Genomic DNA, 15,323 nt, shown 5'->3' with positions numbered 1-15,323 from the left:
GAATAATGAAAAAACTGCTTGTTGCGTGCTGTCTGTTATCTGGCTTAATTTCAACCTCAGTCTTGGCGGATGCCAGCACTGATCTGCAAGGTCGCCTGAGCAAGGTGAACAGTTTCCATGCTAATTTCTCGCAGAAAGTCACCAGCTCTGAAGGGGCTGCGGTGCAAGAAGGCGAGGGTGAGCTATGGGTAAAACGCCCTAATCTGTTTAACTGGCATATGACCTCACCGGATGAGAGTGTGCTGATTTCCGATGGTGAGACACTGTGGTTCTACAACCCCTTTGTTGAACAAGCTACTGCGACCTGGCTGAAAAATGCCACCGGCAACACACCTTTCATGCTGATTACTCGCAACAACCCAGATGACTGGAAGCAGTACAATGTTAAGCAAAAAGGCGATGACTTTGAGTTGACGCCAAAAAATGCCAGCGGCAATCTGAAGCAATTTACAATAACAGTTACCCCAACAGGCACCATTAAAAGCTTTGCTGCAGTTGAGCAAGATGGGCAGCGCAGCGCGTATACCCTGAAGGGGCAACAAAATAGCTCAGCGGATGCCAGCAAGTTTAAATTTACCCTACCAAAAGGTGTGACGCTGGACGACCAGCGGCAGTGAGGTTTGAGTGAGTAATATGTCCCTCGATTTTTCCCAAAATGAGTTTCAGCCACTGGCCGCGCGGATGCGGCCTTTGACGTTGGATCAATATATTGGTCAGCAGCATCTGCTGGCAGCGGGTAAACCGCTACCGCGGGCAATAGTCGCGGGGCAGTTACACTCGATGATCCTCTGGGGGCCGCCGGGGACCGGCAAAACCACGTTAGCAGAGATTATTGGCCGCTACGGTCAGGCGGATGTTGAGCGTATCTCTGCGGTGACCTCTGGTATTAAAGAGATCCGCGAAGCTATTGAGCGAGCGCGGCAAAATCGTGATGCTGGGCGGCGCACAATATTGTTTGTCGATGAGGTTCATCGCTTCAATAAAAGCCAGCAGGATGCATTTTTACCGCATATTGAAGATGGCACGATCACCTTTATCGGCGCCACCACTGAAAATCCTTCGTTTGAGTTGAACTCGGCACTGCTCTCCCGTGCACGCGTCTACTTGCTGAAATCATTAACTGCCGCAGATATCGAAAAAGTGATTGATCAGGCGATGTCTGACTCTCAGCGTGGCTATGGTGGGCAGAATATCAAACTGCCCGATGAAACCCGCCGCATGATGTCTGAATTAGTGGGGGGGGATGCGCGTCGTGCCTTGAATAGCCTCGAAATGATGGCAGATATGGCAGAAATAGATGCCAACGGGGTACGTGTGCTCACCCCTGATTTGCTAAAAGAGGTCTCTGGCGAACGAAGCGCTCGCTTTGATAATAAAGGCGACCGCTATTACGATTTGATTTCGGTAGTGCATAAGTCTATTCGTGGTTCAGCCCCAGATGCGGCGCTGTACTGGTATGCCCGAATTATCACCGCTGGTGGTGATCCGCTTTATGTCGCCCGGCGTCTGCTGGCGATTGCGTCAGAAGATGTGGGTAACGCAGACCCACGCGCCATGCAAGTGGCAATTTCAGCTTGGGACTGTTTTACCCGAGTAGGGCCAGCAGAAGGTGAGCGGGCGATTGCTCAGGCGATTGTTTATTTGGCCTGTGCGCCGAAGAGTAATGCTGTTTATACCGCGTTTAAAGCAGCGATGCAGGATGCTCGCGATAAACCTGATTTTGATGTTCCAGAGCATCTGCGTAATGCGCCAACCAAACTGATGAAAGAGATGGGGCTGGGGGCTGAATACCGATATGCCCATGATGAGCAACATGCTTATGCTGCGGGTGAGAACTATTTCCCGCCAGAAATGGCCGCTACACGCTACTATTCTCCGTCATCCCGAGGTCTGGAAGGGAAAATCGGTGAAAAGCTGGCATGGTTGGCTGAGCAGGATCAAAATAGCCCGATAAAACGCTACCGCTAGCCCTGTCGTTGCGGTAAGGTTAACGCTATAACCACTTGGTAAGTGGCGGTTTACGTCGCTTACCGCGTTAAATTTTTCTCCCATTAACCATTTATACCCAGAGTTTATCTATACGGAAGTATATATGTGGGTATATCCATAACTACAAGCACAGGACTAGCATGCTCGATCCCAATATGCTGCGCAATGAGCTAGACGCAGTCGCCGAAAAACTGGCTCGCAGAGGTTTTAAACTTGATGTTGAGATGTTGCGCCAACAAGAAGAGCGCCGCAAAGTTTTACAGGTTGAAACAGAAAGTCTGCAAGCAGAACGTAATGCCCGATCGAAACTAATTGGTGCGGCCAAGGCGCGTGGCGAAGATATCGAACCATTGCGTTTGGAAGTCAATGTGCTGGGTGAAAAACTGGATGCGGCTAAGGTCGAACTGGATAAGTTGCAAAACGAAATCCGCGATCTGGCACTCTCTATCCCTAACCTGCCGGATGATTCTGTGCCAGTAGGCAAAGATGAAAACGATAACCTTGAAGTCAGCCGTTGGGGTGAACCACGCAAGTATGACTTTGAGGTGAGAGATCACGTCTCGTTGGGCGAGATGGCCGGCGGCCTCGATTTTGCTGCCGCAGTAAAACTGACCGGTGCACGTTTTGTGGTGATGAAAGGGCAAATTGCCCGTATGCACCGCGCGTTATCCCAGTTTATGCTGGATCTGCATACTGAGAAGCATGGCTATCAGGAAGCTTATGTTCCTTATCTGGTTAACCATGCCACTTTGTATGGTACTGGTCAGTTACCTAAGTTTGGCGAGGATCTGTTCCACACCAAACCACTGGAAGAGGAGTCAGACAGCAGCAACTATGCGCTGATCCCTACAGCTGAAGTCCCGCTGACTAACCTGGTTCGTGATGAGATTCTGGAAGAGGAGTCTCTGCCATTGAAAATGACCGCCCATACACCGTGCTTCCGTTCAGAAGCTGGCTCTTATGGTCGTGATACCCGTGGCTTAATCCGTATGCATCAGTTCGACAAAGTTGAGATGGTGCAGATAACCCGCCCGGAAGATTCAATGGCGGCACTGGAAGAGCTGACCGGTCATGCAGAGAAAGTGCTGCAATTACTGGAACTGCCATACCGTAAAGTGCTGTTGTGCACTGGTGATATGGGCTTTGGCTCCAGCAAGACTTACGATTTGGAAGTGTGGCTGCCAGCGCAGGATACTTACCGCGAAATCTCTTCCTGCTCAAACATGTGGGATTTCCAGGCTCGCCGTATGCAGGCCCGTTGCCGCAATAAAACCGATAGAAAGACCCGTTTGGTTCACACCCTGAATGGTTCTGGTCTGGCAGTCGGCCGTACGCTCGTTGCGGTGCTAGAGAATTACCAGCAGGCAGATGGCCGCATTCAGGTGCCAGAAGTATTGCGCCCGTACATGGGTGGGCTGGAGTTCATTGGTTAAAAAATACGGATTAATAAATTGTGGGTGAACAAAATAGCCGCGATTTATCCTCAGTATTGATCAAGCGCCTACGGGCGCTTTTTCTTTTTAGGTGTACCGATCGAATATCGCCAACTCACTGCTGACAAAAACGAACCAACATATCGTGCTATCCCCACCTGAGAGGGAATTGACTTTTTTATCGCCAGTGGCATGATGCGCTCACTTTCATCGTCCCGACGGCTTCTCTCTTACTATGTCCGCATACTCTCGCCCGGTGCTGCTTCTGCTCTGTGGGCTTTTGCTGTTTACTATCTCTATCGCGGTGTTAAATACATTGGTTCCCCTATGGTTATCCCATCAACAGTTGCCGACCTGGCAAGTGGGGATGGTGAGTTCATCCTATTTTACCGGGAATCTGGTCGGGACCTTGATTGCCGGGCGATTGATCCAACGGCTCGGCTTTAATCGCAGCTACCACTACTCCTGCATTTTGTTTGCGCTGGCGACTTGCGGATTAATGCTTTCTGTCGATTTTTGGAGTTGGCTGGGGTGGCGCTTCTTTGCTGGCGTGGCCTGCGCGCTGATTTGGGTCATTGTTGAGAGTGCGTTACTGCGCAGTGGCACCTTAACCAATCGCGGGCAACTGTTGGCGGCCTACATGATGGTTTACTATCTTGGGACTGTCACCGGGCAACTGCTGCTAGGCGTGGTGTCGACACAACTGCTGAATGTCATCCCTTGGGTCAGTGCATTGGTGATTACCGCGATGTTGCCGCTGTTGTTTGCTCACTTCTCACATCAGGAGGGTAGTGACGCCTCCCATATTGCAGTTTGGCCGATGCTCAAGCGCCGTAGCGCGCGTCTGGGCATCAATGGCTGTATTATCTCAGGTGTACTCTTAGGCTCGCTCTATGGGTTGCTGCCGTTGTATTTATCCCATCAAGGGATGAGTGATGCCAGTGTGGGATGGTGGATGGCATTACTGGTCAGTTCAGGGATTATCGGTCAGTGGCCGATTGGCAAAATGGCTGATCGCTATGGTCGCTTGCTGGTGCTGCGCATTCAAGTATTTGTGGTGATCCTTGGTAGTGTGGCCATTCTGGGCAATTACGCTTTGGCTCCCGCACTCTTTATTTTGGGCTGCGCTGGTTTTACCCTCTATCCAGTGGCGATGGCGTGGGCATGCGAAAAAGCCAGTGCCGATGAGTTAGTGGCGATGAATCAGGCACTGCTGATGAGCTATACTATCGGCAGTCTGACCGGCCCGACCATGACTTCATTGCTGATGCAACGCTATTCAGACAATTTACTGTTTATCATGATTGCGGGTGTGGCGTTGGTGTATTTGATGATGTTACTGCGCAAACCTGATCAGCAGCAAACACCGTACGCGGCAGTCTAGTCACCAAAAAAATGCCGCCAGTTGGGTATCCAACATGGCGGCATTGATTGAGTCTCTGATTATTGGCTGGCGATTATCAGTAGATTACTTTGTGACCATAGCTTTCCAGAATACCTTTCACGCGGTCCATAATCTCCGCAGTAGGGGGTTTGACCCCATCTAATTTGTACTCTTCGCCCATGGCAATCCATTTATGCTTACCCAACTCATGGTAAGGCAGCAGTTCGATCTTCTCGATATTGGTCATATTCTGGGTAAACTCACCCAACATATGTGCTGATTTATCATCATCCGACCAGCCCGGCACCACCACATAGCGGATCCAGGTTTTCTGGTTACGTTTTGCCAGATAGCGGGCAAACTCCAGAGTGCGATGATTGGAGACACCAACCAGATTTTGATGCACGCTGTCATCCATCTGTTTCAGATCCAGCATCACGAGATCGGTGGCATCAAGTAACTCATCAATGACGGGGTCATAACGGCGCACAAAGCCGTTGGTGTCCAGACAGGTGTGAATACCCTCTTCGTGGCAGGCGCGGAACCAGTCGCGCACGAATTCAGCCTGTAGGATAGCTTCGCCACCGGAGGCGGTCACGCCACCGCCAGAAGCATTCATAAAGTGACGATAAGTGACGGCTTCTTTGACCAACTCTTCAACGGTAACTTCTTTACCGCCATGGGTGTCCCAGGTATCACGGTTATGGCAATACAGGCAGCGCATCAAGCAGCCTTGGAAGAATACGATAAATCGGATCCCAGGGCCGTCAACGGTGCCACAGGATTCGAATGAGTGAATGCGGCCAAGTACGGACATTGCAGGTTACTCCAATACTGAATAAATAAAGGCCCCACAAAGGTGGAGCCTTTTAGTCTAATCTATTTTAGTTAGAACTTATATTGACTGAGTGAATGTACGTGTAATTACATCTTGCTGCTGTTCTTTAGTCAGCGAGTTAAAACGAACAGCGTAACCTGATACACGGATAGTCAACTGCGGATATTTTTCCGGGTTTTCCATCGCATCTAACAGCATTTCACGGTTCATGACGTTCACGTTCAGGTGTTGACCACCTTCGATGGACGCTTCGTGATGGAAGTAACCATCCATCAGACCCGCCAGGTTAGCTTTACGCACTTCGTCGTCTTTACCCAGTGCGTTTGGCACGATAGAGAAGGTGTAAGAGATACCATCTTTAGCGTAAGCAAACGGCAGTTTGGCCACTGAGGTCAGAGAGGCAACCGCACCTTTCTGATCACGGCCATGCATTGGGTTAGCACCAGGACCGAATGGAGCACCGGCGCGGCGGCCATCTGGAGTGTTACCGGTTTTCTTACCATAAACCACGTTAGAGGTAATGGTCAGCACGGATTGAGTTGCAACCGCACCACGGTAAGTACGCAGCTTCTGAATTTTCTTCATGAAGCGCTCAACCAGATCACATGCGATGTCATCAACGCGTGAGTCGTTGTTACCAAACTGTGGATATTCGCCTTCGATATTGAAGTCGATAGCCAAGCCATCAGCATCACGAATGGTGCTTACTTTGGCATATTTGATAGCAGAGAGGGAGTCAGCAGCAACAGACAGACCTGCAATACCACACGCCATAGTGCGATAAACATCACGGTCATGCAGTGCCATCAATGCAGCTTCATAGCTGTATTTGTCGTGCATGTAGTGAATGATGTTCAGCGAGGTAACGTATTGTTTAGCCAGCCAATCCATAAAGTGATCCATGCGTTCCATGACTTTGTCATAGTCCAGCACTTCATCCATCATTGGCGCTTCTTTCGGGCCAACCTGGATCTTCATTTTTTCGTCAACGCCGCCGTTGATTGCGTACAACATGGTTTTCGCCAGGTTAGCACGGGCACCGAAGAACTGCATTTGCTTACCGACAATCATCGGGCTAACACAACAAGCGATAGCATAGTCATCGTTGTTGAAGTCAGGGCGCATCAGATCATCATTTTCATACTGTACAGATGAAGTATCGATAGAGACTTTAGCTGCGTATTTTTTGAAGTTCAGTGGCAGTTTTTCAGACCACAGAATGGTCATGTTCGGCTCTGGAGACGGCCCCATGGTGTACAGGGTGTTCAAGAAGCGGAAGCTGGTTTTGGTCACCAGAGTACGGCCATCAACGCCCATACCTGCCAGTGATTCAGTGGCCCAAATTGGGTCACCAGAGAACAGCTCATCATACTCAGGGGTACGCAGGAAGCGAACCATACGCAGTTTCATAACCAAATGGTCAATCAGTTCTTGCGCTTCGATTTCAGTCAGTTTGCCCGCTTTCATGTCACGTTCGATGTAAACGTCAAGGAAAGTAGAAACACGACCGAAGGACATTGCAGCACCGTTTTGCGATTTAACCGCAGCCAGGTAGCCGAAGTAAGTCCACTGTACTGCTTCTTTAGCGTTAGTCGCTGGACCTGAGATATCGCAACCATATTTAGCTGCCATCTCTTTGATCTGAGCCAGAGCACGATGCTGTTCAGCAATCTCTTCGCGCAGCTGGATAGTCATCTCCAGGTCTTTACCGTTCTCCAGATCATCTTGCAAAGAGTTGAACTGAGCCAGTTTGTCTTTCATCAGGTAGTCGATACCGTAAACGGCTACACGACGGTAGTCACCAATGATACGGCCACGGCCATAGGCATCGGGTAAACCGGTCAGTACACCTGATTTACGGCAGTTCAGGATATCTTTGGTGTAGACGTCAAACACACCTTGGTTGTGCGTTTTGCGGTAATCGGTGAAGACTTTTTTCAGTTGCGGGTCAAGTTCACGACCGTAAACTTTGCAAGAGCCTTCTACCATTTTGATGCCGCCGAATGGGATCAGGGCACGTTTTAATGGTTTTTCAGTCTGCAAACCAACGATGGTTTCCAGATCTTTGTTGATATAGCCAGCATCATGAGAGGTGATGGTCGCCACAACGTCGGTATCGAAATCAACTGGCGCATGAGTGCGGTTTTCCAGTTTGATGCCTTCCATGACTTGCGCCCACAGCTTGTCGGTTGCTTCGGTAGAGCCGGCAAGGAAGGATTCGTCGCCTTCATAAGGGGTGTAGTTCTTCTGGATGAAGTCACGAACGTTTACTTCGTTCTGCCAGTCACCCTGGGTAAAGCCTTGCCATGCTTTGGCCAATTTTTCATTAAGTTCGGTCATAATGCATCTACCTTTTAATGTGAATTTCTTCGAAAACCGTGTGCGGCCACACTTAGTGTTGCTGGTCACCGCGCAGATAAATTACCCAGTAAGTCAAACCAACCAACAAACCGCCACCAATGATGTTGCCGATGGTGACTGGAATCAGGTTATCAATAACAAAGTGACTTACAGTTAGGTTAGCAAATTGCTCTGGTGCTGCTCCTATGGATTGCCAAAACTCAGGCGTCGCGAAGTTTTTAATCACGATACCCATAGGAATCATAAACATATTGGCGATGCTATGCTCAAAGCCGCTGGCAACAAACATGCCCACCGGTAAGATCATCGCGAACATTTTGTCCATTATGGTACGGCCGGAGTAACTCATCCAAACCGCCAGGCAAACCATTAAGTTAGCCAAAATCCCCAAACAGACTGCTTCAATAAAAGTATGGTGTAGTTTGTGGTCAGCTGTTTGCAGGACATTCAGCCCCCATTGACCATTTGCCACAGTATATTGGCCGGCGAACCAGATAAGCGCGACGAAGAACAGTGCTCCGCACAAGTTCCCAATATAGACATTAACCCAGTTACAGCCAAGTTGACGCCAGGTAATACGGCCACTGGCTTTGGCGACAGTGGTTAATACAGTAGAGGTGAAAAGGTCACCACCACACACCACCACTAACATTAGCCCCAAGGAGAAACAAATACCACCAACCAACTTGGCAAAGCCGAAAGGCACGCCCGCAGTACCGGTAGTTGCTGTGATATAAAAAACAAACGCAATTGAAATAAACACACCAGCAGTAATCGCTAAATAAAAAGTTTTCAGCGGATGCTTGGTGGCTTTATAGACACCGGCATCTTCAGCTACTTTAGCCATTGCCGCAGGTAATAATGCATCGAAGGGGTTGTCAGCTTTCACACTAACTCTCTTTTTAGGGTTAATAAAGCACAACGAGATACTAGCAAAGCAGTATAGCGTGAAAATTGATATGGATCATATTGCGCGAGTTTAGTTAGGGCTAAATCATTACAAATTGTACGCTTAATAAGGTTAACTTTATGATTTTAAACATAAAAAAATATTTTAAGTTTTACAAATAATTTTGATTGGACTGTTTTGAAGCCGTTGAGAAGGTTAACTAAAAGCGGTATTTGTAGCTGTTTTTATTATTATCGATCATGAAAAATTAACTATTTATTCACCTCTCTGCCTACTTTATCTCGCTGGCAAATAATGTTTGTTTAATAGTGCTGTTTTTCCACATAAGCGGCGTCAGAAAATAACGTTTTTTTATGACAAAAACAATTGTTGGAGTTCAGTGATGGCTATTTATTTTCGTTAGGAATAATTGCAGTAATAAATAGGCGAGGATCTCGAAGATAACCTCTCCCGCAGATGGCTAATTGATCCACGGGAGAGGGTAAAGAGCTTACTCGCCTTTAGCCCAGTAGCGGCGTTTAGCGGCTTGTAACTTGGCATAAGCACCGAGCAGCGCCTGATGTGCAGGTAATGCTTTCAGATCTTCATCGACACTAAACAGGCCGTTGAAGCGCTCCTCACCCGCTAATGCCGCAGAAGCAGCCTCTACCGCTTCCTGGCCATACATCTTCACAAATGCGCTGTGGTACTGCATCGGTTCACGATCAGGCTCTTGAGTCAGCAGCAGCAAGGTTTGCAGACAACGGTAATAGTTGGCCTGTTTTGCCGTAAAGACCGAAGAGTTAAAATCTTGCGTCCACTCCAGCCAAATTAGCCCTTGCTCCAGATCGCCGCCCGCTAATGCCAGCATGGATTTCAGTTCACCCACCCGCAAGGTATACCAGCCGTTATCTTTACCGGTGGCGATACCCAGCAGTTCGCGCACACGGGCGAAGTCGTCCAGCCCCTCATCATCAAGTTGTTGGATCAGTTCCAGATACTGCGCGGGTTGCCAATCACTGTCTGGCAGGGCCAGTAAGGTGTCACGCAGATGCACGCCCATGGTGTTGTTCGCCATCAGCAGGTCTTCGGCAGGGTAAATATCAGACATTCCCGGCACCAGAATGCGGCAGGCGTAAACACCTAAATGTTCGTAGTCAGCAATGTACACTTCAGCATCTTCTTGATTGAAGATGGCCATCAAGGTGGCGAACTCCTCTTCCGTGCTGCCTTTAAAGCTCCAGTCGACAAACGGATAGTCGGCATCCTCTTTAAACATATCCCAGCTGATTAAGCCGCTTGAATCGATAAAGTGAGTTTCTAGGTTGGTATGCTCAGCCACCTCTTCATCATCAAAGGTCGGTGCTGTAAAGACATCCAGATCTTTCAGGCTACGGCCCTGCAATAGCTCAGTCACTGTACGTTCCAGTGCAACACCAAAGTCTGGGTGGGCGCCGAAGGAAGCAAAACAGGTGCCATTTGATGGGTTAAACAGCACCACACAGATAACCGGGTACGCGCCACCTAAAGAAGCATCGTAAGAGAGGATCGGGAAACCCTCCTCTTCCAGTTTGGCGATAGCTTCCACCACCCCCGGATAGCGATTTAACACCTCTGTCGGGATCTCTGGCAAGCTAATGGATTCCGCGATAATGCGGTTTTTCACATAGCGCTCAAAGACTTCCGACAGCGCCTGCACGCGGGCTTCGTTGGCGGTATTCCCCGCAGACATGCCGTTTGAAACATACAGGTTGCCGATAATATTCATCGGAATATAGACGGTTTCTAAATCTGACTGGCGGGTGAATGGCAGCGAGCAGATACCGCGTTTGACATTACCGGACTGCAAATCCACCAGATCACTGGCGACCAACTCCTGTTCAGGGTCGTAAAACGCCAGCAGGCGCTCATCCAGAATACCTTCCGGCAGCAGATCATCCTCAGGGATTGGGAACCACTTTTCATTCGGATAATGAACGAAATCGCCCTCGGCAATGGCTCTGCCCAGATAGAAATCCGCGAAGAAATAGTTGGTGGATAAGCGCTCGAAATATTCACCCAAGGCCGAAGCCAGTGCCGCTTTCTTGCTGGCACCTTTGCCATTGGTAAAGCACAGCGGGCAGTCGCGGTCGCGGATATGTACCGACCAAACGTGAGGAACCGGGTTGAGCCAAGAGGCTTCTTCGATATTAAAGCCGAGGTCACTCAGTTTTTGCTGAAAACGGGAGATGGAGTCTTCCAGCGCGGCATCTTTGCCGGGAATAAAGGTTTGGGTCATTGTCGTCACTTTTTGGCGGTACTAAAAACGCGCGATCATACGGGGTTTTAGTTAATAGCTCCATGTATTCCTAAAGTACAGCAATTGTCACAGTTTTGATGTGGATATTCCGGATAATTCGCTAGCTTATAAATAAATGGAGTCATAAATATGGAATCTATAAAGCTAACGGTATTAGCTGGGATCTTAGCCGGGATCAGCGGTTCGGCCTTTGCGCTACCCAATATTACCTTATTGGCAACCGGGGGAACTATCGCGGGTGGCGGTGATTCAGCCACCAAATCTAACTATACTGCGGGAAAACTGGGGGTCGACGCCTTGGTGAACGCGGTTCCTGAAATGAAAAAACTCGCTAATATTCAGGGCGAGCAAGTGGTAAATATCGGTTCTCAGGATATGAATGATGAAGTCTGGTTAAAGTTGGCGAAAAAAATTAATGCCGATTGTGCCAAAACAGATGGATTCGTGATCACCCATGGCACTGATACATTGGAAGAAACCGCCTATTTCCTTGATTTAACAGTGAAATGCGATAAACCCGTGGTCATGGTTGGCGCAATGCGGCCAGCCACCGCTCTGGGGGCAGATGGCCCGCTGAATCTTTACAATGCAGTGGTGGTTGCCAGTGACGCCAATTCCGCCAAACGTGGCGTGCTGGTGGCGATGAATGACCAGGTGCTCGCGGGCCGTGATGTGATGAAAACCAATACCACCTCGGTACAGACCTTCCAGTCGCCGAATAGCGGATCACTAGGTTATGTCTATGATGGAAAAGTAAATTATCTGCATCAACCTGCGCCAAGACAACCGGCTTTCGATATCAGCAAGCTGGAGACATTACCGAAAGTTGGCATTATTTATAACTACGCCAATGCGTCTGATGTTCCGGCTAAAGCACTGATTGCTGATGGCTACCAAGGCATTGTTAGCGCCGGTGTTGGCAATGGTAATCTTTATCACACGGTGTTCGATACACTGGCAACAGCGGCTCATAATGGTGTGGCTGTTGTGCGCTCATCCCGTGTGCCGACCGGCTCGACCACCGAAGATGCAGAAGTTGACGATACCAAATATGGTTTTGTTGCCTCTGGCTCTCTGAATCCGCAAAAAGCCCGCGTGTTGCTGCAATTGGCATTAACCCAAACGCAAAAACCGCAAGAGATCCAAAAGCTATTCCACGCCTATTGATCGGGCAATCTTCGACGGAGGCTTCGGCCTCCGTATCATTAAAGCAGCACAGTTTCTCCCTCTCAGGCGAATAACCATTGCAGCAGGCGGACTCGAATGATAAAACCGAGTCAGGATAATGTTGGCAATCTCAGTAGAGTGTGGTGAGGGGAAATGACACAAGTTTATAATTTTAGCGCAGGTCCGGCGATGCTACCGGTTGAGGTTTTACGTCGTGCGGAACAAGAGTTACGTAACTGGCATGGTCTTGGAACGTCGGTGATGGAGATCAGCCACCGCAGTAAAGAATTTATGCAGGTAGCTGAAGAAGCAGAAAAAGATCTGCGCGATCTGATGCAAATTCCGGCTAATTATAAAGTGTTATTCTGCCACGGTGGTGCGCGGGCGCAGTTTGCAGCCGTGCCATTGAACCTGCTCGGCGACAGTAAAAGCGCTGATTATATTGACGGCGGCTACTGGGCACACAGTGCAGTTAAAGAAGCACAGAAATACTGCACACCTAATGTTATTGATGTGACGACCCACGATAACGGTGTGACGGGTATTCAGCCGATGAAACAGTGGAAGTTGAGTGATAATGCTGCCTATGTGCATTACTGCCCGAATGAGACCATTGATGGCCTGGCGATTAATGAAGAGCCTGATTTCGGCAATAAAGTGGTGGTTGCCGACTACTCCTCATCCATTCTCTCTCGCCCGATTGATATCAGCCGCTATGGCGTGATTTATGCGGGTGCACAGAAAAATATTGGTCCAGCGGGCCTGACCGTGGTTATCGTACGTGACGATTTGTTAGGTAAAGCGCGTACTGAGTTGCCATCGATCCTTGATTATAAAGTGCTGGCTGAAAACGACTCTATGTTCAATACCCCGCCAACCTTCGCCTGGTATCTCTCCGGCCTGGTCTTTAAGTGGCTGAAAGAGCAGGGTGGTTTGGGCGCAATGGAAAAACGTAATCAGGCCAAAGCCGAATTACTCTATAGCGCTATCGACAGCACCGGTTTCTACCGCAATCAGGTGGCGAAAGCTAACCGCTCTTGGATGAATGTGCCGTTCCAAATGGCTGATGGGTCATTGGACAAACTGTTCTTGAGTGAGGCTGAAGCGCAAGGCTTGCAAGCTTTGAAAGGGCACCGCGTGGCCGGCGGGATGCGCGCTTCGATCTATAACGCGATGCCAATCGAAGGCGTTAAAGCATTAACAGATTTTATGGCTGACTTTGAACGCCGCCATGGTTGATGGCTGACGGCTCAGGGCCGATATCAACCTGAGCTGACATCACCCATTTACTTATAACGCATTAATTTATAATAATTTAATTTGCTATGACAACAGCTCCGCCCTATGCGGGGCTGTTGCCCATTGAAGACTGGAGAGTACTTTTCCCATGCTGGAATCCCTGACGTTACAACCCATCGCCCTGATTAATGGCACCGTTAATTTACCCGGTTCTAAAAGTGTTTCTAACCGTGCACTGCTTCTGGCCGCGCTGGCCGAAGGGACTACCCAGCTGAATAACCTGTTAGACAGTGATGATATTCGCCATATGCTCAATGCGTTACAGGCGCTGGGGGTGAATGTCCGTCTCTCCGCTGATCGTACCCGCTGTGAAGTTGATGGTGTTGGCGGTAAGTTAGCAGCAGAGAGCCCATTGGAGCTCTTCTTGGGGAATGCGGGAACGGCAATGCGGCCATTGGCAGCCGCCCTGTGCTTGGGTGATAGCGATATTGTGTTAACCGGCGAACCGCGTATGAAAGAGCGGCCAATTGGTCATCTGGTGGATGCATTGCGCCAGGGGGGCGCACAGATTGATTATCTGGAGCAAGAAAACTACCCACCGCTGCGCTTACGTGGCGGCTTCCGTGGCGGCAACCTGACGGTTGATGGCAGTGTCTCCAGCCAATTTCTGACGGCATTGCTCATGGCGGCCCCGCTGGCTGAACAGGACACCGAAATTCAGATTCAGGGGGAGCTGGTTTCCAAGCCCTATATCGATATTACCCTGCATCTGATGAACGCCTTTGGTGTGGATGTCAAGCATGAGAACTACCAGATCTTCCATATCAAGGGGGGCCAGAGCTATCGCACTCCAGGGGCCTATTTGGTTGAAGGTGATGCCTCTTCAGCCTCCTATTTCTTAGCCGCCGCTGCGATTAAGGGTGGCACAGTGCGTGTCACAGGTATCGGCAAAAAAAGTGTGCAGGGCGACATCCGGTTTGCTGATGTGCTGGAAAAAATGGGCGCAAAAGTGACTTGGGGCGACGATTACATTGAGTGCAGCCGTGGCGAATTACGCGGCATTGATATGGATATGAACCACATTCCTGATGCGGCAATGACCATTGCGACGACAGCACTATTTGCTGATGGCCCGACAGTCATTCGTAATATCTATAACTGGCGGGTAAAAGAGACAGACCGCTTATCGGCTATGGCAACTGAGCTAAGAAAAGTGGGGGCGCAAGTCGAAGAGGGCGAAGACTATATTCGCGTCGTCCCCCCTGCGCAGTTAATCACCGCAGAAATCGGAACCTATAATGACCACCGCATGGCGATGTGTTTCTCACTGGTGGCGCTATCCGCTATTCCAATAACCATCCTTGACCCTAAATGCACCGCGAAGACCTTCCCTGACTACTTCGAGCAGTTAGCCCGATTGAGTCAGCCATCCTGATCATTATTTTTATGATCATAATATTATGATGGGTGCTGCGTGATCTATCAGCATAAAATGGGCGCCCCTAGGTGCCCACTCTTTAGTCGATAACAGACTGTTTTATTACCTGTCATCACTTATCTCTTTAGCGAATCAATAAAAAATAAATATTTTTTCTGGTTATCTTTCCCATCTCTTCTACACTCCTGCCACTGCCATGGTCTTATTTTCAGCAACTGAACCTCGGTGGGGTAACAGTTCACATCGATGCGGCGTATAATGTTGCTCCTGTGTTTGCCCGATGGGG

At 49.3% G+C, this 15,323-nt stretch carries 11 protein-coding genes; 7 read left to right on the top strand and 4 right to left on the bottom strand.

Translation table 11 applies throughout. The annotated features are described in order from the left end of the window. Positions 1-5 precede the first annotated feature (5 nt). From lolA to HRK25_RS18210, 4 genes are all read left to right on the top strand, one after another. Positions 6-617, top strand: coding sequence for an outer membrane lipoprotein periplasmic chaperone LolA (gene lolA, locus HRK25_RS18225; protein ID WP_005275087.1), 612 nt, complete (start codon positions 6-8; stop codon positions 615-617). A 7-nt stretch (positions 618-624) separates the two neighbouring features. Then, the gene (locus tag HRK25_RS18220; RefSeq protein ID WP_032898064.1) at positions 625-1,968 is read left to right on the top strand and encodes a replication-associated recombination protein A; all 1,344 of its coding nucleotides are present in this window, start codon (positions 625-627) and stop codon (positions 1,966-1,968) included. A gap of 161 nt (positions 1,969-2,129) precedes the next feature. Continuing rightward, the gene (gene serS, locus HRK25_RS18215; protein ID WP_005275091.1) at positions 2,130-3,422 is read left to right on the top strand and encodes a serine--tRNA ligase; all 1,293 of its coding nucleotides are present in this window, start codon (positions 2,130-2,132) and stop codon (positions 3,420-3,422) included. 235 nt (positions 3,423-3,657) lie between these two features. Then, the gene (locus tag HRK25_RS18210; protein ID WP_032898065.1) at positions 3,658-4,806 is read left to right on the top strand and encodes an MFS transporter; all 1,149 of its coding nucleotides are present in this window, start codon (positions 3,658-3,660) and stop codon (positions 4,804-4,806) included. A gap of 76 nt (positions 4,807-4,882) precedes the next feature. On the opposite strand, the gene pflA is transcribed toward HRK25_RS18210, so the two are convergent. The 4 genes from pflA to ycaO all read right to left on the bottom strand — a co-directional run bounded on the left by pflA (position 4,883) and on the right by ycaO (position 11,172). Then, positions 4,883-5,623 carry a pyruvate formate lyase 1-activating protein gene (gene pflA, locus HRK25_RS18205; RefSeq protein ID WP_005171041.1) on the bottom strand — a complete coding sequence of 247 codons (741 nt, stop codon included), beginning with the start codon at positions 5,621-5,623 and terminating at the stop codon, positions 4,883-4,885. Between the two features lie 78 nt (positions 5,624-5,701). Beyond that, on the bottom strand, positions 5,702-7,984 hold the full coding sequence (pflB, locus tag HRK25_RS18200; protein ID WP_005275094.1) for a formate C-acetyltransferase: 2,283 nt from the start codon (positions 7,982-7,984) through the stop codon (positions 5,702-5,704). Between the two features lie 52 nt (positions 7,985-8,036). Further along, positions 8,037-8,894, bottom strand: coding sequence for a formate transporter FocA (focA, locus tag HRK25_RS18195; RefSeq protein ID WP_005275097.1), 858 nt, complete (start codon positions 8,892-8,894; stop codon positions 8,037-8,039). 511 nt (positions 8,895-9,405) lie between these two features. Further along, positions 9,406-11,172 carry a 30S ribosomal protein S12 methylthiotransferase accessory factor YcaO gene (gene ycaO / locus HRK25_RS18190; RefSeq protein ID WP_005275100.1) on the bottom strand — a complete coding sequence of 589 codons (1,767 nt, stop codon included), beginning with the start codon at positions 11,170-11,172 and terminating at the stop codon, positions 9,406-9,408. 150 nt (positions 11,173-11,322) lie between these two features. Between ycaO and ansB the strand changes: the two genes are divergently transcribed. The 3 genes from ansB to aroA all read left to right on the top strand — a co-directional run bounded on the left by ansB (position 11,323) and on the right by aroA (position 15,034). Beyond that, positions 11,323-12,360 carry an L-asparaginase 2 gene (gene ansB, locus HRK25_RS18185; protein ID WP_005275106.1) on the top strand — a complete coding sequence of 346 codons (1,038 nt, stop codon included), beginning with the start codon at positions 11,323-11,325 and terminating at the stop codon, positions 12,358-12,360. A gap of 153 nt (positions 12,361-12,513) precedes the next feature. Next, complete coding sequence (gene serC, locus HRK25_RS18180) at positions 12,514-13,599, top strand: 3-phosphoserine/phosphohydroxythreonine transaminase (protein ID WP_005275109.1); 1,086 nt, start codon at positions 12,514-12,516, stop codon at positions 13,597-13,599. Positions 13,600-13,747: 148 nt separating this feature from the next. After that, positions 13,748-15,034, top strand: coding sequence for a 3-phosphoshikimate 1-carboxyvinyltransferase (gene aroA, locus HRK25_RS18175; RefSeq protein WP_005275111.1), 1,287 nt, complete (start codon positions 13,748-13,750; stop codon positions 15,032-15,034). The last annotated feature ends 289 nt before the right edge of the window (positions 15,035-15,323 follow it).

Origin of the sequence: Yersinia bercovieri ATCC 43970 (assembly GCF_013282745.1) — a bacterium.
Classification (GTDB): Bacteria; Pseudomonadota; Gammaproteobacteria; order Enterobacterales; family Enterobacteriaceae; genus Yersinia; species Yersinia bercovieri.
This window is presented reverse-complemented; position numbering and strand designations above follow the sequence as displayed.